The organism is Myroides gitamensis (assembly GCF_029894455.1).
Taxonomy (GTDB): Bacteria; Bacteroidota; Bacteroidia; order Flavobacteriales; family Flavobacteriaceae; genus Flavobacterium; species Flavobacterium odoratum.
In genome coordinates this window covers 3,688,361-3,710,389 of record NZ_JARYHN010000001.1, presented here as the reverse complement: position 1 = coordinate 3,710,389, position 22,029 = coordinate 3,688,361, and the positions used below count along the sequence as shown (strand labels likewise).

The 22,029-nt window shown below is 35.4% G+C and carries 17 protein-coding genes and 1 pseudogene; 6 read left to right on the top strand and 12 right to left on the bottom strand.

The features are described 5' to 3' along the window. Window positions 1-203: 203 nt before the first annotated feature. Complete coding sequence (locus M2306_RS16465) at window positions 204-968, top strand: alpha/beta fold hydrolase (protein WP_259188928.1); 765 nt, start codon at window positions 204-206, stop codon at window positions 966-968. Window positions 969-972: 4 nt separating this feature from the next. Further along, window positions 973-1,593, top strand: a complete 621-nt coding sequence (gene yihA, locus M2306_RS16460; protein WP_259188930.1) for a ribosome biogenesis GTP-binding protein YihA/YsxC — start codon at window positions 973-975, stop codon at window positions 1,591-1,593. A gap of 36 nt (window positions 1,594-1,629) precedes the next feature. Here the strand turns inward: yihA and M2306_RS16455 are convergent, their stop codons facing one another. From M2306_RS16455 to tyrS, 4 genes are all read right to left on the bottom strand, one after another. After that, window positions 1,630-2,289, bottom strand: coding sequence for a response regulator transcription factor (locus M2306_RS16455; protein ID WP_115091811.1), 660 nt, complete (start codon window positions 2,287-2,289; stop codon window positions 1,630-1,632). A 127-nt stretch (window positions 2,290-2,416) separates the two neighbouring features. Continuing rightward, window positions 2,417-3,934, bottom strand: a complete 1,518-nt coding sequence (locus M2306_RS16450; protein ID WP_115091812.1) for a RagB/SusD family nutrient uptake outer membrane protein — start codon at window positions 3,932-3,934, stop codon at window positions 2,417-2,419. A gap of 4 nt (window positions 3,935-3,938) precedes the next feature. Next, the gene (locus M2306_RS16445; RefSeq protein ID WP_259188934.1) at window positions 3,939-7,034 is read right to left on the bottom strand and encodes a SusC/RagA family TonB-linked outer membrane protein; all 3,096 of its coding nucleotides are present in this window, start codon (window positions 7,032-7,034) and stop codon (window positions 3,939-3,941) included. A 424-nt stretch (window positions 7,035-7,458) separates the two neighbouring features. Then, on the bottom strand, window positions 7,459-8,751 hold the full coding sequence (gene tyrS, locus M2306_RS16440; RefSeq protein ID WP_259188935.1) for a tyrosine--tRNA ligase: 1,293 nt from the start codon (window positions 8,749-8,751) through the stop codon (window positions 7,459-7,461). Window positions 8,752-8,933: 182 nt separating this feature from the next. Between tyrS and M2306_RS16435 the strand changes: the two genes are divergently transcribed. Then, window positions 8,934-9,932: an NAD-dependent epimerase/dehydratase family protein gene (locus tag M2306_RS16435; protein ID WP_259188936.1), complete on the top strand. Its 999-nt coding sequence runs from the start codon at window positions 8,934-8,936 to the stop codon at window positions 9,930-9,932. A gap of 34 nt (window positions 9,933-9,966) precedes the next feature. On the opposite strand, the gene M2306_RS16430 is transcribed toward M2306_RS16435, so the two are convergent. From M2306_RS16430 to M2306_RS16420, 3 genes are read right to left on the bottom strand one after another with little or no spacing between them, the layout of a single operon-like run. Further along, window positions 9,967-10,491, bottom strand: coding sequence for a DUF4296 domain-containing protein (locus M2306_RS16430; protein ID WP_115091816.1), 525 nt, complete (start codon window positions 10,489-10,491; stop codon window positions 9,967-9,969). Between the two features lie 13 nt (window positions 10,492-10,504). After that, a complete protein-coding gene (locus M2306_RS16425) occupies window positions 10,505-11,842 on the bottom strand; it encodes a dihydroorotase (RefSeq protein WP_259188937.1) in 1,338 nt (445 codons plus the stop codon). Then, window positions 11,842-12,561, bottom strand: a complete 720-nt coding sequence (locus M2306_RS16420) for a polyprenol monophosphomannose synthase (protein ID WP_115091818.1) — start codon at window positions 12,559-12,561, stop codon at window positions 11,842-11,844. Before M2306_RS16420 ends, M2306_RS16425 begins: the two co-directional genes overlap by 1 nt. Before the next feature lie 103 nt (window positions 12,562-12,664). Here M2306_RS16420 and M2306_RS16415 point away from each other — a divergent pair, with 103 nt between their 5' ends. Together M2306_RS16415 and M2306_RS16410 are read left to right on the top strand one after the other, a co-directional pair. Beyond that, window positions 12,665-13,336: a DUF4271 domain-containing protein gene (locus M2306_RS16415; protein ID WP_181816735.1), complete on the top strand. Its 672-nt coding sequence runs from the start codon at window positions 12,665-12,667 to the stop codon at window positions 13,334-13,336. Between the two features lie 14 nt (window positions 13,337-13,350). After that, window positions 13,351-14,095: pseudogene (locus M2306_RS16410) on the top strand (uroporphyrinogen-III synthase). Window positions 14,096-14,460: 365 nt separating this feature from the next. Here M2306_RS16410 and pckA read toward each other — a convergent pair. Both pckA and M2306_RS16400 read right to left on the bottom strand, forming a co-directional pair. Then, window positions 14,461-16,080, bottom strand: a complete 1,620-nt coding sequence (gene pckA / locus M2306_RS16405) for a phosphoenolpyruvate carboxykinase (ATP) (protein ID WP_115091820.1) — start codon at window positions 16,078-16,080, stop codon at window positions 14,461-14,463. A 67-nt stretch (window positions 16,081-16,147) separates the two neighbouring features. Next, window positions 16,148-16,546: a DUF423 domain-containing protein gene (locus tag M2306_RS16400; protein ID WP_259188938.1), complete on the bottom strand. Its 399-nt coding sequence runs from the start codon at window positions 16,544-16,546 to the stop codon at window positions 16,148-16,150. Between the two features lie 427 nt (window positions 16,547-16,973). On the opposite strand from M2306_RS16400, the gene M2306_RS16395 reads away from it, so the two are divergent. Then, the gene (locus M2306_RS16395; protein WP_115091822.1) at window positions 16,974-18,323 is read left to right on the top strand and encodes a saccharopine dehydrogenase family protein; all 1,350 of its coding nucleotides are present in this window, start codon (window positions 16,974-16,976) and stop codon (window positions 18,321-18,323) included. A gap of 42 nt (window positions 18,324-18,365) precedes the next feature. Here M2306_RS16395 and M2306_RS16390 read toward each other — a convergent pair whose 3' ends face one another. The 3 genes from M2306_RS16390 to M2306_RS16380 are packed head-to-tail and all read right to left on the bottom strand — an operon-like array spanning window position 18,366 to window position 21,993. Further along, window positions 18,366-19,211, bottom strand: coding sequence for a hypothetical protein (locus M2306_RS16390; protein ID WP_259188939.1), 846 nt, complete (start codon window positions 19,209-19,211; stop codon window positions 18,366-18,368). Window positions 19,212-19,215: 4 nt separating this feature from the next. Further along, on the bottom strand, window positions 19,216-21,099 hold the full coding sequence (locus M2306_RS16385; RefSeq protein WP_259188940.1) for a zinc-dependent metalloprotease: 1,884 nt from the start codon (window positions 21,097-21,099) through the stop codon (window positions 19,216-19,218). Window positions 21,100-21,105: 6 nt separating this feature from the next. Next, window positions 21,106-21,993, bottom strand: coding sequence for a hypothetical protein (locus M2306_RS16380; RefSeq protein ID WP_115091825.1), 888 nt, complete (start codon window positions 21,991-21,993; stop codon window positions 21,106-21,108). Window positions 21,994-22,029 lie beyond the last annotated feature (36 nt).

The following is a 22,029-nucleotide window of genomic DNA, read 5'->3' as shown; positions in this document are numbered from 1 at the left end:
AGCTTAAGACTAAGTGACAAAACAACAACTAACCTACTGATAACATGAATCTTTCCAGCACATAAACGCATCATCTCCTCTACAGAAGTACAGTTATCCTCTTTTCTTTTTCACCTCCTCCTGTATTTTATCCTTTTATTACAATATTTGTCTCTATTAAAAATGTATATTTGTAAGAATTTAAAAATCGCAAGTAAGAGCTAATGGAGCGAACTTTAAAAGAAGACGGTAAATTCCGATATGTGGAAGTTGGTGAAGGAACACCAATTATCATCTTACATGGATTAATGGGAGGACTTAGTAATTTCGATGGAGTTGCAAATTTCTTCCCTCAAAAAGGCTATAAAGTTATTATTCCTGAACTGCCTTTATATACCAATAGCATTTTAAAAACGAATGTCAAAGCCTTTGCTAAGTTTGTCAAAGACTTTATTGAGCGCATTGGTTATAAAGAGGTTATTTTATTGGGTAACTCGCTTGGAGGTCATATTGCGTTGTATTTTGCTAAAATGTATCCTCAATATCTAAAAGCTATGGTGCTGACAGGAAGTTCAGGGCTATACGAGAGTGCTATGGGTGATAGTTATCCGAAGCGCGGGGATTATGAGTATATACGAAAAAAAGCAGAAGATGTATTTTATGATCCTGCTGTAGCAACAAAAGAAATCGTAGATGATGTTTTTGCTACTGTAAATGATCGCATGAAGTTGATTAAAACGTTGACGATTGCCAAAAGTGCAATTCGCCACAATATGTCTAAGGACTTGCCAAAAATAAATGTTCCTACTTGTTTAATTTGGGGAAAAAACGATAAAGTAACTCCGCCGGAAGTTGCTGTAGAATTTAACGAATTGCTACCTGATTCAAATCTATATTGGATTGATAAGTGTGGACATGCCGCTATGATGGAACACCCAGACGAATTCAATGAACTATTGAATAAGTGGTTCAACGAACGCAACATATAAAACAATGAAAATAAACACCGCAGCATTTGTAATGAGTAACTCTGAAGTAAGTAAGTGCCCGAATGAGCCTTTACCAGAGTATGCATTTATAGGAAGATCCAATGTTGGAAAGTCTTCTTTAATCAACATGCTTACCAATTCAAAATCTTTAGCGAAGACTTCTTCAAGACCTGGAAAGACGCAATTGATTAACCACTTTAAGATTAATTCAAATTGGTTTTTAGTCGATTTACCAGGATATGGATATGCTAAAGTATCAAAGAAAACAAAAGGTGTTTTTCAGAAATTCATCACTGAGTATTTTGAAAAACGCAGACAATTAGTTTCTGCCTTTGTTTTAATTGACATCAGACATGAAGCACAAAAGATTGATTTAGAGTTCATGGAGTATTTAGGAGAATCTGGTATTCCCTTTGCTATCATTTTTACCAAAGCCGATAAGGTAGGAAAAACGAAAGTACCTCAATTAGTTGCCGATTATAAAAAGCAACTGTTAAGTGGTATTTGGGAAGAAATACCTCCTTATTTTATCACTTCTTCAGAAGACAAAACAGGACGCGATGAAGTATTGAACTATATTGATACAATCAATCAAGATATCTTCAAGAATCCACTACCGATATAAAAAACAAAAAACTGCCAAGGCAGTTTTTTTTTGTATCTAAATATAATAGTCATTCACGGTAATGATTCCTGCTCGAATAGCGTATCGTGTAGCATCATGCACACTATTCACTTCCAATTTTTTAAAAATATTCTTTCGGTGGGTGATTACGGTATGGATGCTAATATTGCGATCTGCTGCAATTTCTTTCGTCATTTTACCTGTCGCAATTTCCTTTAAAATTTCTCGTTCTGCATTAGTCAAAATTTGATCCACTTTAAAGGCTGTCGTTTTATATGAATTAAAAACTTCCTGTACACAAGCGGCAATATAATTTTCTCTGCGCCATACTGTCGTTAATCCTTTTTTAATTTCCTGTAATGAATCTTTTTGTTGCAACAAATTAAAACCATGGACAGATTTCATATGCAACATTTTCTTTAACCATATCTCAGGTAACTCTTCTAACCACATTACCCATATACTGCGTTCATACGTATTTTTCAACTCGTAAATCACATCTACTTGTTGTAGTAATTGATAGGTTGTTGGATTAAAAAACACATAGCCTGAGCTGTTCTTTTTCAAAAACATACGAATATCTTGCACCGTTTGTAAATCATACCAGACGATTTCTTCTTGCGCAACCTGCTCTGCTATCGTTTTTATTCCCAAACGAACCAATTCTTTCTCTTCTAAAATAGCAATATGCACCATATTTTACCTTTGTTGTACAAAATTAGTGAAATAATATTAGGAATAAACAGCAAAAGGCTGCCTAAATAGACAGCCTTTTCCACCATTACTGATTGAATAAAATAAACAACTAATGAACCACTCACTATTATAGGTTCGGATTCTCTCTCTCTTCTACTGCAGGTATTTGGTATAAATAATACGGACTATTTGCCACAAACGGACTTTGATCTGGAAAATTCAACGCATAATGTCCGTTAGCGGTCATTAATTTTGTTATTGTTTCCTCATTGCCATTTGCATCGCGTACCACGTACGTATACTCCACCTTACTTTGTTCGTATTTTTTTCGAACTACTGCTTTCTGATTTCTTACAATATCAACCAAGCTAAATCCCTCTCCGAATAATTCTTTTCTTCTTTCAAGCCAAATTGCTTCTAGTAAATCATTTCCAGATAAGTTTGTTGCCAAAGCGGCATTTCTAGCCTGTTTAACAGCATTTAATTTATTTATTGCATCTCCATCATTTAATCGTGCTTTTGCTTCCGCATTGATTAAATAAATCTCTGATGTACGCATCAATACAATATCCGCAATTTGACCTGCTTTAAATTTAAATTTACCATAACGCATCCAAACTACAGAGGCTTTCGCTAGATCTGCACCCGGATCTGGCGCCCAATTAATCATTGATTTTCTATAATCGCCATCTTCAAATAAATCTTTAAAGTACGGATCAGCATTAAAGCTATAGTAATAGCTATCTTTTGATGTAACATCTAAAAAATGGAATTGGTACGACGCATCACTTTGATCTGGTGTTTGTGGATGTCCCCAAATCCACTCACGGTTATTGACATCATTAAATCCCGATTTATACTCTATTTCATTCATCAAATAATCGTTCTTCACTAATAAGCGATCCGAATATTCTTTCGCCTTTTCCCAATTTCTAGCATATAAGTTTGCTCGAGCCAATAAACCTAAAACCACATTGTTATCGAATTGAAACTTTTGTGCACGAACATATCCTTCAGGAATTAATACCAATGCTTCTTCCAAATCTTTAAGCGCCTGGTTATACACTTCCGTTACGGTTGCTCTTTTTCCAGGCTGTGATTTAGCTGTAGTTGGTTCTAAGTAAATTGGCGCTGTTAAAGCACTTGGATTATGGTCAATCGCAAAGGCATAAGATGATGCCAAATGCAAGTACATAAATCCTCTCAAAGCATATGCTTGACCTTTCACTCTTCTTCTCTCTCCTCCATCACCTTGTGCCTCATCAATATTAGCCAAGATATTATTCATGTTGTTGATTGTCTTATAGGCCAGGCTCCAACTTAATGAATTTGTCCCCCCTTTTCCATACAAGGCATTGAATTGATAATGTGATCCAAAACCATATTTGTTGGTTTGCAATACAACATCATTCCCCATTGCATCACTGGCACGTAAAAAGGACCCAAATCCAGGATTCGCATACGAATTGAATGTTTCCATCAATTGCCCCCAACTTCCATTTAAAACCTTTTCGCTACCCGAAACCGTTTTAAATACTTCTTTTTTCTCCATGGCATCTGTTGGCGAAGTTTCTAATTCACAAGAAACCAATCCCAAAGAAAGTAGTAAGAATAAAACTTTTGTATAATTGATATAATTTTTCATGTGCTTAAAGTTTTAAATTTAATCCCACTGAAATGGTTTTCATTGCAGGATAACGATAGTATGTAGTACCATCAAAATTTTGTTCAGGATCTAATCCTTGTTGTTTGGTCCATGTAAATAAATTCTCCGCTTGTAAGTATAACGAAGCTTGTCCGATATTTACCTTATCTAACCACTCTTGTGGGAAATTATATGCAAGAGAAAGTGTTTTCAATTTCAAGAATGAACGATCTACTAAGAAACGATCCGAAGGGTATGTCCATCTTCCTGAATCCGCAGTAGTCAATCGACCTACATTTGCATATGGGTTCTCAGGTGTCCAACGATCTAACATGTCTACACTCCAAGTTCCTCCACCTGGGTCATTACGCATTAAACCTGTTTTATCGTCATTGTAAATTTTACCACCAATATTATAAGAGAAGTTCGCTACGATTTGCCAATTTTTATAACTTAAGTCTGTATTGAATCCTCCCGAAAACTTCGGTAGTGAATTTCCACTTTTCACTTTGTCTGTATCTTTTAAACTACTGTAGTTATCCGTGATATAGCGATTTCCTTGATCATCTGTACCATACCATCTTGGCTTCCCTGTTTGTGGGTCTGGTCCTGCCCATTCTTGCAAATAGAAATCATATAACGAACCTCCTTTAGCCCATCTTTTTGTTCCCGAAAACATTTCATTAGACGGAAGAGAAACAATTTTATTTTTATAGGTTGTGATGTTCATCCCTAATTTCCATTTCCAATCAGCAGTTCGGATTGGATATCCTTCTAATGAAATCTCTAACCCATAGTTTTTCATTTTCCCAACATTTTCTAGGATGGAAGTAAATCCTAAAGACGGAGCAATCGATTTACTAAACAACAAATCTTTAGAAGAACGCTCAAAATACTCTACTGTACCACTTAATCGGTTATCCAATACAGCAAAATCAAACCCGATATTCATGTTCATGTTTGACTCCCAGCTCAATTCTGGTGTTTCTAAACGAGAAGCTACTAATCCAGGATTTCCTAAGTTGTTATAGATATCGTATAACTCTTGGTAAGCATAATATCCTACCTTATCATTTCCTTGTGCACCATAACTAGCACGGAACACTAATTCATTCAACCAAGTATCGCGATAGCTCTGCATAAAGTCTTCATCAATAATTCTCCATGAAGCTCCTACAGACCAAAACCCTCCCCAACGTTTTGCTTTAGCAAAACGAGAAGATCCATCTGCACGGTAAGAAGCTGATAAATAATATTTTTTATCGTATGAATATTGTGCATTTCCGAAAAAACTCAACATTTTATATTCATCTGCTTTACCATAAAAATCAACTAATCGAGAAGCTGCATCTGGTTGATCATAACCTAACATCGCTATTTGTTCTCTAGCCCCGCCAAAATAGTTTGACTTGAATTGGTAATACTCTTGTCCAGCCATGAAGGCTAAACTATTTTTATCATCTAAATCTAAATCGTAATTCAGTACGTTATTATACGTCATACTAACTGTACGAGTATTGCGCATACTTACACCACCACCTGTAGCACTAGACGGTCCAATCTCTGGATTAGTGACATTGTGTTTGTACTCACTGTTATAATCGACGTTCAACGATGTTTTAAACTTCAAATTATCCAAGAACTTAATTTGAGCATAGGTACGCACTGTTGCGATGTCAAATTTATTTTCCGCTTTATCTAATGGCAATGTTGCAACTAAGTTATGACGGGCATATGAACTTGCTCTATACGTTCCAAAGTCATACATACGCTTTCCTGTTTCTGGGTCTAACAGATAAGCCCCAGTAGTTAAATCACGCTCATAAATCGGATAAAAAGAAGGCATATTACGTCCAAAGCCAATTACGTTTCCAATCGCACTATCATCTTGTTTTGGGTAATCTTGAATGGAATGTGAAGCAGAAGCATTCAATCCCAATTCTAACCAATCCTTCGCGTCAATGACAATATTAGAACGGAAGTTAAAACGTTTGAATCCTGATTCTTTGATGTACCCTTGGTTGTTTAAAAAACCTCCTGACACGAAATATCTTGATTTCGCTCCACCCCCAGATACACGAACATTCACATCGGTATAATTAGCAGATTGAGATAATGCATCTGTCCAATTATCATTCCATAGCGGTTGTAAACCTGGACGCAATTTTCCATCCGTCCCAACAGGTTGAGGATTGTTTAATCCATAAGGATTAATCCCTAAATTATTTACTAAGTTATCCGTTGCATACTGAGAAGCGGTTGCCCAATCTTCTCCTGTTGTATCCATACGTCCATTTCGCATTGCTTCCCAATACAACTCCATGTATTGATTTGTTCCCAATGTTTTATAATCACTACGCGCTCTACTTGAAGTTCCGTATTTCGCAGATATTTCAATTTGAGGCTCTTGATTTTTCACCCCTCTTTTGGTTGTGATCATAATCACCCCATTTGCTGCTCTAGAACCGTATAAAGTAGCTGCTGTCGCATCTTTTAATACGGAAATAGATTCAATATCCGCCGGAGCAATAGCAGATAGACCCCCTTCATAAGGCACTCCATCTACTACGTATAAAGGTTTACTATCTGCATTAATCGAACCAATCCCACGGATGCGTATCTCTGCTTCCGAACCGGGTTGTCCACTTGCTGCAAAAGACTGAACCCCTGCTACCGAACCTTCCAAAACTCTTGAAACATTACTCACTTGAGTTTGTCCAATCGTTTTAGCGCTAACTAATCCAACTGATCCTGTATAAGTTTTTTTATTGGCCGTACCATAAGGTACTTGAATAATAACTTCTTCTAGATTTTCGGCATGTGCCTCTAGGTAAATATTTAATTCCGTTTGATTGGAAATTTTCACTTTTTGCGTGGTATAACCAATAAAAGAAAAAGCAATCGTTTGGTTAGGTTCCACCTTAATGGCATAATTCCCATCAAAATCCGTGGCAACTCCTTTACCTGTTTCTACTACGGTTACACTTACTCCAGGTAAGCTTCCTCCAATGTCAGAAACGGTCCCTTTTAGTGTAAACTCCTGTGCTTGTAACTGATAAACTCCCATCAGCACAAAAACAATTTGTAAAATTTTTTGCATAAATTGTCCCTTTGATTGCCAGATGTTTCTAGCAATACATTAATAATAAAGTGATAGATTTAAAATGATTGAGATGTTGTCGGTTCAACATCTGAGATAAGATAAAAGTTGCGCTAGCAACAACACCAGTTCATGCAGCACTTCATCGACATGGAAGAAGACCCTTCATGTTGATTAGAATAAAGAAAAGAAGTCGTTTTCGATAAAAAAACTATAGACTGCATACTACTACTTTTTAAATTATAGGCTTTGTATTTTCACAACTTTATGAAACATCAAGCAACTATTATTTGTTTTTTGATAAGGCAAAGATAGTAGCTCCGACAATAGAAGTAAATACCACGTATATGGTAGATTTATAAAAAAAAGGTTACCTCAACTGTATAGAGGCAACCTTTTTTTAATTCTATTATACTTATATTGATTACTTTACATGTAAAATAAAGTAATTCTTTTTTCCTTTTTGCAAGAGGATGAATTGATCATTAATCAAATCTTGTGTAGTAACTACGTATTCTTCCGTTACTTTGTCGCGATTTACTGCGATAGCATTCGCTTGCAAAGAACGACGTGCTTCTCCATTTGAAGGCATAAATCCGCTTTTCCCAGCTAGTGCTTCAATAATTGGCAAACCTACTTCCACATCTGCCTTTGCGATTTCTGCTTGAGGAACTCCGTCAAACACTTCTAAAAATGTTTTTGCATCTAGTTGTTTTAGATCATCCGCTGATGAATTTCCAAACAAGATACCCGAAGCTTTAATTGCATTTTCTAGATTTTCAGTTCCGTGAACCATCGTTGTCACTTCTTCTGCTAATCGTTTTTGCAATACGCGTAAATGTGGTGCTTCTAAGTGTTCTTTTACTAATGCTTCAATTTCTTCACGTCCAATAAACGTAAAGATTTTGATGTATTTTTCTGCATCTGCATCTGACACATTTACCCAGTATTGGTAGAATTTGTAAGGAGAAGTATATTCTGCAGACAGCCAAATATTTCCACCTTCCGATTTACCAAACTTTGTTCCATCTGCTTTAGTAATCAAAGGACAAGTTAAAGCATACGCTTTCTCACTAATCGTACGACGAATTAATTCTGTACCCGTTGTAATGTTCCCCCATTGATCTGAACCTCCCATTTGCAAGGTAACTTGCTTGGCTTGGAACAAATGTAAAAAGTCATATCCTTGTAACAATTGATAACAAAACTCTGTAAATGACATTCCATCTTGGAATTCACCATTTAGGCGTTTTTTCACAGAATCCTTTGCCATCATATAGTTCACTGTAATGTGTTTACCAACTGTTCTGATGAATTCTAGGAAAGAAAAATCTTTCATCCAATCGTAATTATTTACGAGTTCTGCAGCATTTTCTGCACCAGAATTAAAATCTAAAAAGCGCTCTAGCTGTGCTTTAATCGCATTTTGATTATGACGCAAAGCTTCTTCTGACAATAGATTTCTTTCATTTGATTTTCCAGATGGGTCTCCTACCATTCCTGTAGCACCACCAATTAAAGCAATTGGTTTATGTCCTGCCATTTGAAAATGCTTTAAAAGCATTACACCTACTAAATGTCCAATATGCAATGAATCCGCTGTTGGGTCAATTCCCACATATGCCGCACGCATCTGCTCCAACAAATGTTCTTCAGTGCCTGGCATAACGTCGTGGAGCATTCCTCTCCAAGTCACTTCTTCAATAAAATTTTTCATTTAATTATATTTTATGCAAAGATAGTCCAATTCCTTACGCTATTAGAACTTTTTTTTGTCACATCCCTATTTTTATTGCTTTCAGATGCTTCAAAACAATACACTGAAAATACGGGCGTTACTTTCAAACTTTTAGTTCAATTCTTTCACTTTCTAAAACATAACCTTTACATTTGTTCATTATGATATTAGTTACTGGTGCAACAGGCTTAGTTGGAAGCCATCTTCTATTACATCTTCTTCAACAAGGAGCAGAATCGATACGTGCTATTTATCGCAATACACAAAGTATTGCTAAAACCAAACACGTATTTGAATTACACCAAGCACTTACCTTATTCGAAAGCATTCAGTGGCAACAAGCAGATATCCTAGATTTACCTGCACTAGAAGACGCTTTTGAAGGAATCACCCATGTTTACCATTGTGCTGCTATGGTTTCTTTTGATCCCCGACATGAAAAAATCTTGCGCAAAACTAATATTGAAGGAACGGCAAATATTGTAAACCTTTGTCTTGCACATTCCATTGAAAAATTGTGTCATATAAGCTCTATTGCTGCCTTAGGCGAATCTTTGCATTACTCTACTCCCATTACCGAGCAAACAGAATGGAATCCCGCCCTTTATCACAGTGATTATGCATTGAGTAAATTTGGTGGTGAAATGGAAGTTTGGCGTGGAACTCAAGAGGGGCTTGACGTCGTTATTGTCAATCCTGGAGTCATTTTTGGGCGCGGATTTTACAGAGAAGGCAGTAGTGAACTATTTTATAAAGTACATCAAGGATTTCCTTTTTACACAACTGGAACTACGGCTGTTGTTTCCGTTGAAGATGTCGTATCAGCTATGTATCAACTGATGGAAAGTGAACACAAGAATGAACGTTATATTCTTGTTTCTGACAATCTAAAAAACCGTGAGCTATTACACTATATAGCTGCTTTACTCCAAAAGAAACCTGCTAGTTTTGAAATAGGCCCGTTTGGACTTGCTTTGGCTTGGCGTTTAGATGCTTTTGTTTCTATACTAACTAGAAAAAAAAGAAGCTTTACACGTGCTATCGCGAAAGCTTCTTTCAGTTGTTTTATTTATGATGCTTCTAAAATTGAACAAACGCTCGATTTTACATTCTCTTCTTATCAAAAATTTTTAGTTGATGTTAGTAAAGGATTTAAATAAGCACATGTCCTTTAGCTGATTGCTAATCTTTTATTTACTCTACTAACTTTTTTTTCATTTCTGGGCTGACTTCTTTAATACTGGTTTGTTTTACCTTTTTAGTCTTTGGAATCAATTTTGTATTTTTAATAGGTTCTACTTGGTTTGTATCAGCCTTTAAAATAGGCATAGAATCAACCGCAATAGCAGCAACAGGAGCTAACTCCAATTCTTTTTTAGGCAATAAGGAATCAATTCGTTCTTTATCTTTTTTAAGTCGGTCCATGACACGCGTTTGCATATCAAAATACACGCCCTTTTTCAACTTTACATAGTAGCGATTATTTGCTGTAAACGTCAAACTATCAATTTGATATTTATCAAAAACTTCTTTGATCTGCACTGTTTTTACAGTATCTGATGCAAAAGCATTGGTTGTTTGCATACCATACAACAACGCTACATCATATAGAATATCCTCCATTTTTGATTGCTCAATAAATGGGTTGGGTTTGTCTAAATCTTTTTGACAAGAAAACAACAACAAAGCCATACAACAAATTATAACTACCTGCTTCATTTTTCTACTTATACTAACGTTCAAAAAGCAATCTTTGCCCACAACGAATTTCTTTTACTTCTTCATTTTCATACACCAAGCACCCATTAACAAAAGTATGTGTCACTTTAGATGAAAATGTTTCTCCTTCAAATGGAGACCATCCACACTTATACAAGATATTATCTTGATTTACTTCCCAGCTGCTATTTGGATCAATTAAAACGATATCCGCATGATAACCTTCTTTTAAAAATCCTCTTTTTTCTATTTGAAATAAAATAGCTGGATTATGTGCTGTTTTTTCTACAATTTTTTCAACTGTAATTCGCCCTTGTTTTTTTGCTTCAAATAAGGAAACTAAAGCATGTTGAACTAAAGGACCTCCAGAAGGAGCTTGTGTATATGTTTTTGCTTTCTCTTCTTTCGTATGTGGTGCGTGATCTGTTGCAATAACGTCAATACGACCATCTAACAAAGCTTCCCAAAGCTTTTCTCTATCACTTTCTTTTTTTACAGCAGGATTCCACTTGATGAAGTTTCCTTTTGTTTCATAATCTTTATCTGTAAACCACAAGTGATGTACACAAACCTCCGCCGTAATTTTCTTGTCTTTTAATGGAATATCATTACGGAATAACTCTGTTTCTTTCCCTGTAGATACATGAAACACATGTAATCGTGCTCCTGTTTTCTTTGCTAATTCAATCGCTTTAGACGAAGAGATATAGCATGCTTCTTCACTGCGAATAATTGGATGGCATCGCACAGGGATGTCTTCTCCGTATTGTTCTTTATGTTGTTGCAAATTTGCCTGAATCGTTCCTTCATCTTCTGCATGAACCGCAATCAACATTGAAGTACTGGAAAAGATTTTTTCTAGTACATCTTGACGATCTACCAACATATTTCCCGTTGAAGAGCCTAAAAACAATTTAATCCCCGCTACATTACGTGGATTTGTTTGCAGTAATTCTTCTAAATTATCATTGGTTCCTCCCATCATAAACGAGTAATTCGCTGAAGACGCTGAAGATGCTATTTCGTATTTTTGTTCCAACAATTCTTGCGTAACCGCATTGGGAACTGTATTAGGTTGTTCGATAAAAGAAGTAATCCCTCCAGCTACAGCTGCTCTTGATTCTGAAGCAATATCTCCTTTATGCGTTAAGCCTGGCTCACGGAAATGTACTTGATCATCAATCATTCCAGGAACAACATACTTTCCTGTTGCATCAATCACTTGCATATCGGGTGTTGCTTCGATAGTCTGTGCTATTTTTGCTATTTTGCCTTCTTGAATCAGAATATCCCCTTTTTGAACGATACCTTCATTGACAAGGCTTCCATTTTTTATTAAATAGTTGCTCATTATAGTTTGTTTAGTAGTTTTCTAATTTTTAGATTCATTACTCCAAAAATAGCTTCTTTGATAATCCCTTTTGACATTTTAGATTCCCCTCGTGTTCGATCTGTGAAAATAATCGGTACTTCCGTAATCGGGAATTGCTTGACGTATACTCTGTATTTCATTTCAATTTGAAAGGCATAACCTACAAATCGAATCTTATCCAAATCGATAGCTTGTAAAACTTCTTTTGTGTAACAAACAAAACCTGCTGTTGTATCTTTCACAGGCATACGGGTAATCCAACGGACATAAATTGATGCTCCATAAGAGAGTAATACGCGGTTCAAAGGCCAATTGACGACATTCACTCCCGTCACATACCTTGACCCAATTACCATTCCGCCTTTTTCTTGGCAGCTTGCTAACAATCGACTCAAATCAGCGGGATTGTGAGAAAAATCAGCATCCATTTCAAAAATATAGGCATAATCGCGCTGTAGTGCCCATTTAAAACCATCTACATAAGCCGTACCTAATCCATTTTTTCCTTCTCTCTTCAGCAAATGAAGCGCATTGTATTTTTCTTGCAACTGTTCAACCGCTGCTGCCGTACCATCAGGAGAGTTATCGTCTACAATAAGCACGTGAAAACACTCGGGTAATTCGAGTACAGCCTCAATAATTTGCGCGATATTTTCGATCTCATTGTAGGTAGGAATAATAACTAGTCCTGCGTTCATTGTCTTTACTTTGGATACAAAAATAACCTTTTTATAGAAAGTTAACCCTTAAATAATTAACAAAGTCTCACAAATGCATTTTTTTACTAATTTTGCAAATGATATGGACAACTTACTATTAACTGAGCGAATTGTTGCCAACAAGGATTGGGCTACCCTACTGTTTTTCGTGGGCTTCTCCATCATTGCTATTAATCGAACTATTTTTAGTGTTCGTTTTGCGGAGTTTACTCGTTTGGTAATTTCGGATAAGTATTTGAAGATTTACAAAGACAATACCAATCTACGCAATAGTTTTACACTTTCCTTTTTGACCATTCAGTTATTATCCATTACCTTCTTTTTACAGATTGCGGCGAAGTCTTTTGGATTTATAGAGCAATATACCTTGTTGTCGTATATCCAAATCTTGAATTTCACTTGTTTTTTTGTTATTGCAAAATATTTAATCGACAAGATAATTGGCATTACATTTGAGATAGAAGATTTTGTAGACCATTTTAATTTACAAAAAGCAACCTATAGAAATTACATTGGTATGTATCTTTTGGGAATAGATTTACTCTTATTTTACAACGATATAGTCAACCAATTCGCAATAACTCTACTTGGAATTGCTTTAATCTTAACAAATCTTGGTTTATACGTTATATTTATAAAAAACAATCGAAAAACGATATTAAATAAGTTGTTCTATTTTATTTTGTATCTTTGCACCCTTGAAATAGCTCCTTATTTTATAATATACTTTGCATTTAAAAACTTTAGAGCCTAAATAAGAATTAAACTATGAAAGTGAAAACAATTTTGGTTTCTCAGCCAGAACCTAAAGTAGAAAACTCTCCATACTTTGAGATCGAACAAAAGTATAAAGTAAAAATTGACTTTAGGCCTTTTATACACGTTGAAGGTGTACCTGCTAAGGACGTAAGACAACAGAAGATCGATTTAAATAACTTTACAGCGGTTATTTTAACGAGTAGAAACTCCGTTGACCATTTCTTTCGTGTTGCAGAAGAAATGCGCTATAAAGTGCCTGAAACACTTAAGTATTTTTGTCAATCAGAAGCTATCGCCTTTTATTTACAGAAATATGTAGTATATCGCAAAAGAAAGATTTATGTTGGTCAGAAAGATTTCGCTGATTTAGCTCCTTTGATTAAAAAATACAAGGATGAGAAATTCTTATTATCGGCTTCAGATCAATTAAACGCGGAAGTACCTACTATTTTAGGCGAATTAAAAGTAGATTGGACTCCAGGAACATTTTACAGAACGGTAATGAGTGATTTATCTGATTTAGCCGATGTAAAATACGATGTTTTGGGCTTTCTTTAGTCCAACGGGAATTAAATCATTATTCATGAATTTCCCTGACTTCTCTCAAGACAATACTCGAATTGCAGTATTTGGTACAACAACGCAAAAAGAAGCCTTAGATCACGATTTACGCGTGGATATCATGGCTCCATCACCGGAAGCACCATCTATGACAATGGCTCTTGAAAAATACATTCAGAAAGTGAATAAATAAATATAAAAAAGTCTTCTTAACGGAAGACTTTTTTTTGGTTGAATTTTTTGGTTATGAGTTGTGGGTTATGGGGTGTGAGTTATGAGTCGTGAGTTATGAGTCGTGAGTTATGAGTTATGAGTTATGAGTTATGAGTTATGAGTTATGAGTTATGAGTTGTGAGTCGTGAGTTATGAGTCGTGAGTTATGAGTCGTGAGTTATGAGTCGTGAGTTGTGAGTTATAGTTGTGAGTGGTCACATAAGACCTCCCTTAATCCTTAACCATAACTTACAACCCATACCCCTTAACCTTTAACCCTTAACCTCATAACCCATAACTACTCATAACAAAAAAAGAGAGCCTAAGCTCTCTTTTTGATATCTACTATAACTGTGGTCCTGCTTCAACTAAAGCTTTTCCAGCATCGTTATTTGTGTACAAATTAAAGTTTTTGATAAATAAAGCAGCTAAATCTTTTGCTTTATCTTCCCACTCTTTTGCTTCACCGTACGTGTTACGAGGATCTAAGATATTTGTATCTACTCCATCTAAAGCTGTTGGTACAACAAAATTATAAATAGGAATAATTTTTGTTTCTGCATTCTCGATAGAACCATCTAAGATTCTGTCAATAATTGCACGTGTATCTTTAATAGAAATACGTTTTCCTGTTCCGTTCCAACCTGTGTTAACCATATAGGCAGTCGCATTGTGCTCCTCCATTTTCTTCACTAACTCTTCTCCGTATTTTGTTGGGTGTAAAGACAAGAATGCTTTACCAAAACAAGCTGAGAATGTTGGTTCTGGTTGTGTTACTCCTCTTTCTGTACCTGCTAATTTAGCTGTAAATCCAGATAAGAAGTAATATTTAGTTTGTTCCGGTGTCAATTTTGAAACAGGAGGCATTACTCCAAAAGCATCTGCAGTTAAGAAGATTACTTTCGTTGCATGACCTGCTTTAGAAACCGGTTTTACAATATTTTCAATGTGATCAATTGGGTAAGAAACACGTGTATTTTGTGTTACAGAACCATCATTAAAATCAATAACACCATTAGCATCAACAGTAACGTTTTCCAATAAAGCATCACGGCGAATCGCACCATAGATATCTGGCTCGTTTTCTTTGCTTAAGCTAATTGTTTTTGCATAACAACCTCCTTCGAAGTTGAATACTCCTTCGTCATCCCATCCGTGCTCATCATCACCAATCAACTCGCGTTTTGGATCTGTTGACAACGTTGTTTTTCCTGTTCCTGATAATCCGAAGAATACAGCCACATCACCATCTTTACCTTTGTTTGCTGAACAGTGCATTGATGCCATTCCTTGCAATGGTAAATAGTAGTTCATCATAGAGAACAATCCTTTTTTCATCTCACCACCGTACCAAGTACCACCAATGATTTGAACTTTTTCAGTTAGATTGAACGCAATATATACTTCTGAATTTAATCCGTATGCTTTGTAATCTTTAAATGTTGCTTTAGAACCATTCATTACTACGAAATCAGGCTCGCCGAAGTTTGCCAATTCTTCTTCTGTAGGACGGATGAACATGTTTTTCACAAAATGTGCTTGCCATGCTACCTCCATAATGAATCTTACTTTCAAACGCGTATTTTCATTCGCACCACAGAAAGCGTCAACAACATAAAGTTTTTTTCCTGACAACTCTTCTGCCGTAGTTGCTTTTAAAGCTTCCCACGTTTTTTGGTCAATCGGCTTGTTATCATTTGGAGATTCTGGAGAATTCCACCATACGGTATTCTCAGTAACTGAGTCCTTTACGATATATTTATCTTTTGGAGAACGACCAGTGAACTCACCTGTCATAACATTTACAGCTCCTAATTCAGTTACTTGTCCTTTTTCAAACCCCTGTAGGTCAGACTTAATTTCTTCATTATATAAAAGATCGTAGGAAGGATTATATACAATCTCTACAACATCTTTAATACCATATTTTTCAAGTGAAATTGATTGCGTATTAGCCATTTTCATTATGTTATGTTGTCTTTTTAATTAATATGCAAACTTAGAAATAAATTTAATATAACGATGCACAAAACTAGATTTTCGTACTTTTTCCCATTTTAAGGGTCTGAATTGCAGCATACACCCAAGCTAAAATCATGAAAATTCCTCCAATAGGTGTAATTGGCCCCAAGAATTTCACGTTAAATCCTTGCAATCCATTGAACGTTAGTAGATAAATAGACCCTGAGAATAAGGTTACTCCGATTAAAGTCAAGATAAACAATCGCTTTTTCACTGCATCAGTGAAGAAAGAAGAAAGACCGACGAACAAGAGAAAAAAGACGTGATACATCTGATAGCGAACACCAACTTCATAAGAAGCTACCGCCGTTTCACTGACAATCTTTTTCAAACCATGTGCTCCAAAGGCGCCTAAAATAATACCTAAAGCTCCTAATAATGTAGCTGTTATAATAATTTTTCGTCCCATTTATTTTTCTTTCGAAGATACAAATTATCCACCAAACGACACCGAAGAAAGCTTAAAAATAAATATACACCCCATGTCCCGAAGGAGTTGTCTATTATTCACAATTTGAGGTTTCTTTATTTTTTTTACTGGTTTTTCACTCCTCTTCTATTTTTTTACCAAACTAAAAAAGGGTTCATCAAACAAGACGCTATCTTATTAAAAATCAATAGAAGCCTTTTTCTTTCCTTTTTCTTCGATCTGATATCCGTACCACACATTCTTTTCCATTAAAAACTATTGTTCGTTTTGTGTCTAGGGAGGAAAAAACGCCCGTTATTATCTTCACTTAGACAATTTTATTCCAAACTTTTTTAGCAAAAATTTTGCCCCTATGATTATATAATTCCTTACTTTCGTAACTCGTAAAACAACCAAAAACAAAATAATGAAAGAAATATTAATCGTAGGCGCTGGCCGTTCTGCCTCATCACTTATTAAGTATTTACTTGAAAAATCTACGACAGAAAACCTTCATTTAACCATTTGTGATTTGTCTTTAGCTTTAGCAGAGAAAAAAGCAATGGGACATCCAAATGCTACGGCAAAGGAATTTGATTTATTTAATACCGAACAAAGACAAGCTTTGGTTCAGCAATCAGATATTGTTATCTCGATGCTACCAGCCGCTTTACACATCGAATTAGCAAAAGATTGTGTTCAGTTTAAAAAACATTTAGCTACCGCTTCTTATATCAGTCCAGCTATGGCAGCTCTGGACGAGGAAGTAAAAGCCAATAACCTTGTATTCATGAATGAGATAGGACTAGATCCAGGAATCGATCACATGAGTGCCATGAAAATTATTCATGAAGTAAAAGCAAAAGGAGGAAAAGTAATTTCTTTTGAGTCTTTTTGTGGAGGATTAATGGCTCCTGAATCAGACAACAACTTATGGAACTATAAATTTACTTGGAACCCGCGTAATGTGGTTTTAGCCGGACAAGGTGGTGCTGCTAAATTTATCCAAGAAGGACAATACAAATACATTCCGTATAACAAAGTATTTAGACGTACGGAGTTCTTAAATGTGGAAGGTTATGGCAAATTTGAAGCGTATGCGAACCGCGATTCATTGAAATACCAAAGCGTTTATGGTTTAGACGATGCGAAAACGATCTTTAGAGGTACTATTCGCCGTGTAGGATATTCAAGAGCCTGGAACTTATTTGTTGAATTGGGAATTACAGACGATAGTTATGTAATCGATCATTCAGAGACCATGTCATACCGCGAGTTTATCAACTTGTATTTACCGTACCATCCGACGGATACCGTAGAGACAAAATTGAGATTAGCATTAAACATTGACCAAGATGATATTGCATGGGAGAAGTTATTAGAACTAGACCTTTTCAATCCGAACAAAATCATTGGTTTGAAAAATGCTACTCCAGCACAGATTTTGGAAAAAATATTAGCTGACAGTTGGACATTGGATCCTGATGACAAAGACATGATTGTGATGTACCACAAGATTGGTTATGAATTAAACGGAGAGAAAAAACAAATTGACTCTACGATGATTTGTATTGGCGATGATCAGACCTATACCGCTATGGCAAAAACAGTTGGTTTACCACTGGCTATTGCAGCTTTAAAAATATTAAAAGGCATTATTAGTACACCAGGAGTACAAATGCCAATTGAAGAGGAAGTATATGCTCCGATTCTAAAAGAATTAGAAGAAAACGGCATCGTTTTCGACGAAAAAGAAGTAGAATACCAAGGATTCTAATCAAAAAGGTCAAAAGCAATGCTTTTGACCTTTTTTAATTCTTTATCTTATGCGTTCAAACCTAAGCCTAGTACCATCAGATACAACAAGAGATAAAGCATCTTGATCAACTCTCATTAAATAACCTCCCAAGCCATCTATTACTACTATTTCTTGTTCTTCCCATTTAAAATCATACTTATAACCATAATCTGAAACTCTCGATTGTATAAAAATATCAAATGTGCCATCTTTTGAAACTGAATGATTCGTTACAAACAGTTTGTCATAATAGCTAAATTCGTACAACACCTCTTCCTCATCAGTAAGCACCCTTCTTCTGCCCGTAAAATCACCCATTTCTTTTAAACGCCAGGTACCCAAGAGTAATTTTTTACTTTCTTCTGAAATTTTCGGATAGGTTACTCCTTTTTGTATTTTTTCGAATACAAGTATTTCCCCTGCATAATGCGTTAAGATTAATTTATTTTGTGTCACTTCAAGATCAAATTGAAGATTCGGATTACCATCATACATGGATTCAAAATGCAATCGCTCTTTTTTAGCGACTGTTTCATCCCAACTTTTCACGTACGCAAACGTGTATTCCATCGTTCCATTTTCAGTCAAGTAATAGGAATTACTAGCGGATCCAATCGGTTTGTTTGACTCATTTGCAATTATCACCTTTCCATTTATCGTAAAGGTATATCGAACAAATAGACCTTCTCTAGTCAAGTCGATCTGTTCACCTTCCGTATTGGAATAGTTGCTCAATCGCCAATCACCTAATAATAATTCTTTTTCTTCTTTAGTTATTTTAGTGTAAGAAGGAATTGCTGTATCGTCTGTGTTACAAGAAGTCAACACAACAAAAAGTAATAGTACGTAAGGGAATAATTTTTTCATTCGTTTACTTTTTGATTATTTTTTGACTGTGACTTGTTCCATCTTCCATCGTAAATCGAATCAAATACAACCCTTTTTTCAACTGGGTAAGATCCACTTGAAACTCCTTCTGGTGGTTTACTTTAGCACGACTACTTGTTTGTCCAATTTCATTAAATAGCTCCCAAAATACAATAGCTTGATTGGATGTAACGGTAACTTGATCTGAGGTTGGATTTGGAAAAACTTGTATTATTGATTGATTTTCTTCATTTATGCCTTGAGCTTCTGTAAAATCTACTGCAACACTTGTTACTCTAGTATTTCCTGCACATGGAAGCACTTTCCCTAAAAACACCGCACCTTCAGTTGCCTTAAATCCATTTTTTAATACAACTGAATTACCTAAATAAACGGCCATTCCTCCTGGTTCAATAAGATTAGTTGCTGTAACAGTATAAGAAGCTTGCTTTAAATCGTAAATTAAATTTGATACTGTTGAAGTAACCGCAATATTTTCCATACAATTGATTGGACAATCGTTTAAACATTTTAACAAAATCATATTTGATGACAAAGCAACTGTTGTTCTAATACGATTCCCTGGTTGTGGTCCAAATCCCTCACTAAAACTTACTCCTGGACTTCCAGGAAAAAATTGGTCACAATAGCTCATGATTGTTCCTCCTTGTGGAGGTAACATGGGGTTATTTGCGTCATAACAATAATATCCTTCGGTACTACTATTAAATTGTCCATTGTAATCAAAATAAAACGTACCACAATTATCTATTGCCGTATTATTTCCATTCCATTCACACGCATGTGTATGATGAGACCCAAAAATATGCCCTAACTCATGAGTGACAACTTTAACTGGTCTGGAAAAAACAGGCACCAAATTTACATTTCCCAATATACCTGAGATACCAACCTTATTGCTTTTTTTACTACATAACGTTGAACTAGTGTTAAGATAAGCTATTCCTCCATTTGTCCTTTTGGTAAACAACATACTAACATTTCCTGAAAAATTTCCAGAGACATAAGATCGATAGGAAGTAAGTTGTTCTTCACTAGCGGGATCTAGAGTAGCAAAAGGATCTGGTGAAGTCCAAATTCTTATATTAGAAATACCAATACGGATTCCTTCATTTTGATAGAGAAGGGCTACTTGATTAAAAAGAGTAGCCATATAACTTTCAGTACGCAAAAAATTATACTGATTAAATGTATATACATCATAAGCTACATCTAATTGTATTTTTACACAATTAGAAATTAACTCCCTACCTTCTAAAGCATTAGAATTCAGGTCCTTAACACTCATCATTACTTTCTCTTCTTCTATTTCAACTTCTTTACATACCCAATCAGACTCTTTAATTAAATTGCTATCTTTATAAAATATCACTCCTCTTTTGGAAATTGTTCCAATATTAAAATTACCATACTTATTAGATATTACCCCTCCTATTTCATCTTCAAAAAAACTTATCGCTACTAAACTCTTGAAATCATCTTTCACAACTCCTCGATAATGTTTAACGCTTCGATTTGATGGAATACTTTTTCCTTTATCCGTAACCACTTCATAGTCATAGAAACTATCATCCACGGCTACTAATTCCAAGGTTATGGTTTGATTGTGTAACGGTAGATCCAAACTAAATGAGCGTTCTTTATGTGAAATTACTTTCGCATCAAACTGAAAAAAATCAACTTCTTTACTGTTTTTAAACTCTTTCGCTACAGTAGGATCTAATTTATCAGGCTTAAAAGCCCCTTGAACAGGAGTGAATTTTTCTCCGTTCAGTTTTTCATTTTGTATCTGTTGGTAAATTAAATTCTCTTGACCTAGAGCAGATAATCCCAAACACCATACAAAAAGTATGAATATTTTTTTCATCTGAATCTAGTTTTTTTGATTAACTGCTGCCTTAACTTCTTGTAGTTGTTTATTCAATTCAATGATATACAACGTCAGTTCTTCTATTTTCTCCTGTTGTTTTTTAATCATATCACTGACATGCAAACCACCAGTTTCCACTTCAGTTGCAGAAGGAATGTTGATTAAATGCCCCTTTTCGTTAATATGGCGTTCTACTTCCTCGATTGTTGGTAAAACATAAGCCTCTTCAAAAACATAATCTGGCCATCCTGTTAAATCAATTCGCACTTCTTTAGCATGCACATCTCCATTAACCGCAAGTTTTGCATCCGGTGATTCTGTACCAATTCCAATATTCCCATTATTTCCGATGAAGAGTTTGGTACTAGCCTTGGTTTCATTTGGAGCTTTGGTTGTAAATTTTATTGTATTAGTAGAATAACCATTTTCATTACCAAAAATAAGATTTCCCTTCCCGATATAGCGATACACACCATCTCCTTTTTTTGCTAAATCTGAAAAAGCCAAATTGGCATGTGCAAAGGCAATATCAACTACATTTCGATCGAAATTTGGTGTATTAAATACTAGTCTGTAAAAAGGATAACGAGATTCAATCATGGAAGAGCCATCTGACTTATATTTTATTTCCTTAAAATCTCCTAGAGCATTTTGATCTACATTTCCAATAAAAAGTCTCCCTCCATCAATCCAAATATCTGCTTTCTCAGGTTCAGAACCTGGTAAAGAGAATAAACCACCTTTAATATGTAATGCACTTTGAGGATGAATAGTCCCAATTCCAACTTTTCCAAACTCAGGAAAAACATTGTTATTTTGAATAGGGCCTATTTGAGCCCACGAAAAGGTAGCCATTAAAAGCATCCCCGCTAGAAAGGTGTATTTTTTCATAATTTATTATTTTAATTAAGTTAAAGTTAACCAATT

Coding starts and splice junctions, on each gene's coding strand:
- M2306_RS16465 (WP_259188928.1), top strand. CDS start 204: ATGGAGCGAACTTTAAAAGAAGACGGTAAATTCCGATATGTGGAAGTT.
- yihA (WP_259188930.1), top strand. CDS start 973: ATGAAAATAAACACCGCAGCATTTGTAATGAGTAACTCTGAAGTAAGT.
- M2306_RS16455 (WP_115091811.1), bottom strand. CDS start 2,289: ATGGTGCATATTGCTATTTTAGAAGAGAAAGAATTGGTTCGTTTGGGA.
- M2306_RS16450 (WP_115091812.1), bottom strand. CDS start 3,934: ATGAAAAATTATATCAATTATACAAAAGTTTTATTCTTACTACTTTCT.
- M2306_RS16445 (WP_259188934.1), bottom strand. CDS start 7,034: ATGCAAAAAATTTTACAAATTGTTTTTGTGCTGATGGGAGTTTATCAG.
- tyrS (WP_259188935.1), bottom strand. CDS start 8,751: ATGAAAAATTTTATTGAAGAAGTGACTTGGAGAGGAATGCTCCACGAC.
- M2306_RS16435 (WP_259188936.1), top strand. CDS start 8,934: ATGATATTAGTTACTGGTGCAACAGGCTTAGTTGGAAGCCATCTTCTA.
- M2306_RS16430 (WP_115091816.1), bottom strand. CDS start 10,491: ATGAAGCAGGTAGTTATAATTTGTTGTATGGCTTTGTTGTTGTTTTCT.
- M2306_RS16425 (WP_259188937.1), bottom strand. CDS start 11,842: ATGAGCAACTATTTAATAAAAAATGGAAGCCTTGTCAATGAAGGTATC.
- M2306_RS16420 (WP_115091818.1), bottom strand. CDS start 12,561: ATGAACGCAGGACTAGTTATTATTCCTACCTACAATGAGATCGAAAAT.
- M2306_RS16415 (WP_181816735.1), top strand. CDS start 12,665: ATGGACAACTTACTATTAACTGAGCGAATTGTTGCCAACAAGGATTGG.
- pckA (WP_115091820.1), bottom strand. CDS start 16,080: ATGAAAATGGCTAATACGCAATCAATTTCACTTGAAAAATATGGTATT.
- M2306_RS16400 (WP_259188938.1), bottom strand. CDS start 16,546: ATGGGACGAAAAATTATTATAACAGCTACATTATTAGGAGCTTTAGGT.
- M2306_RS16395 (WP_115091822.1), top strand. CDS start 16,974: ATGAAAGAAATATTAATCGTAGGCGCTGGCCGTTCTGCCTCATCACTT.
- M2306_RS16390 (WP_259188939.1), bottom strand. CDS start 19,211: ATGAAAAAATTATTCCCTTACGTACTATTACTTTTTGTTGTGTTGACT.
- M2306_RS16385 (WP_259188940.1), bottom strand. CDS start 21,099: ATGAAAAAAATATTCATACTTTTTGTATGGTGTTTGGGATTATCTGCT.
- M2306_RS16380 (WP_115091825.1), bottom strand. CDS start 21,993: ATGAAAAAATACACCTTTCTAGCGGGGATGCTTTTAATGGCTACCTTT.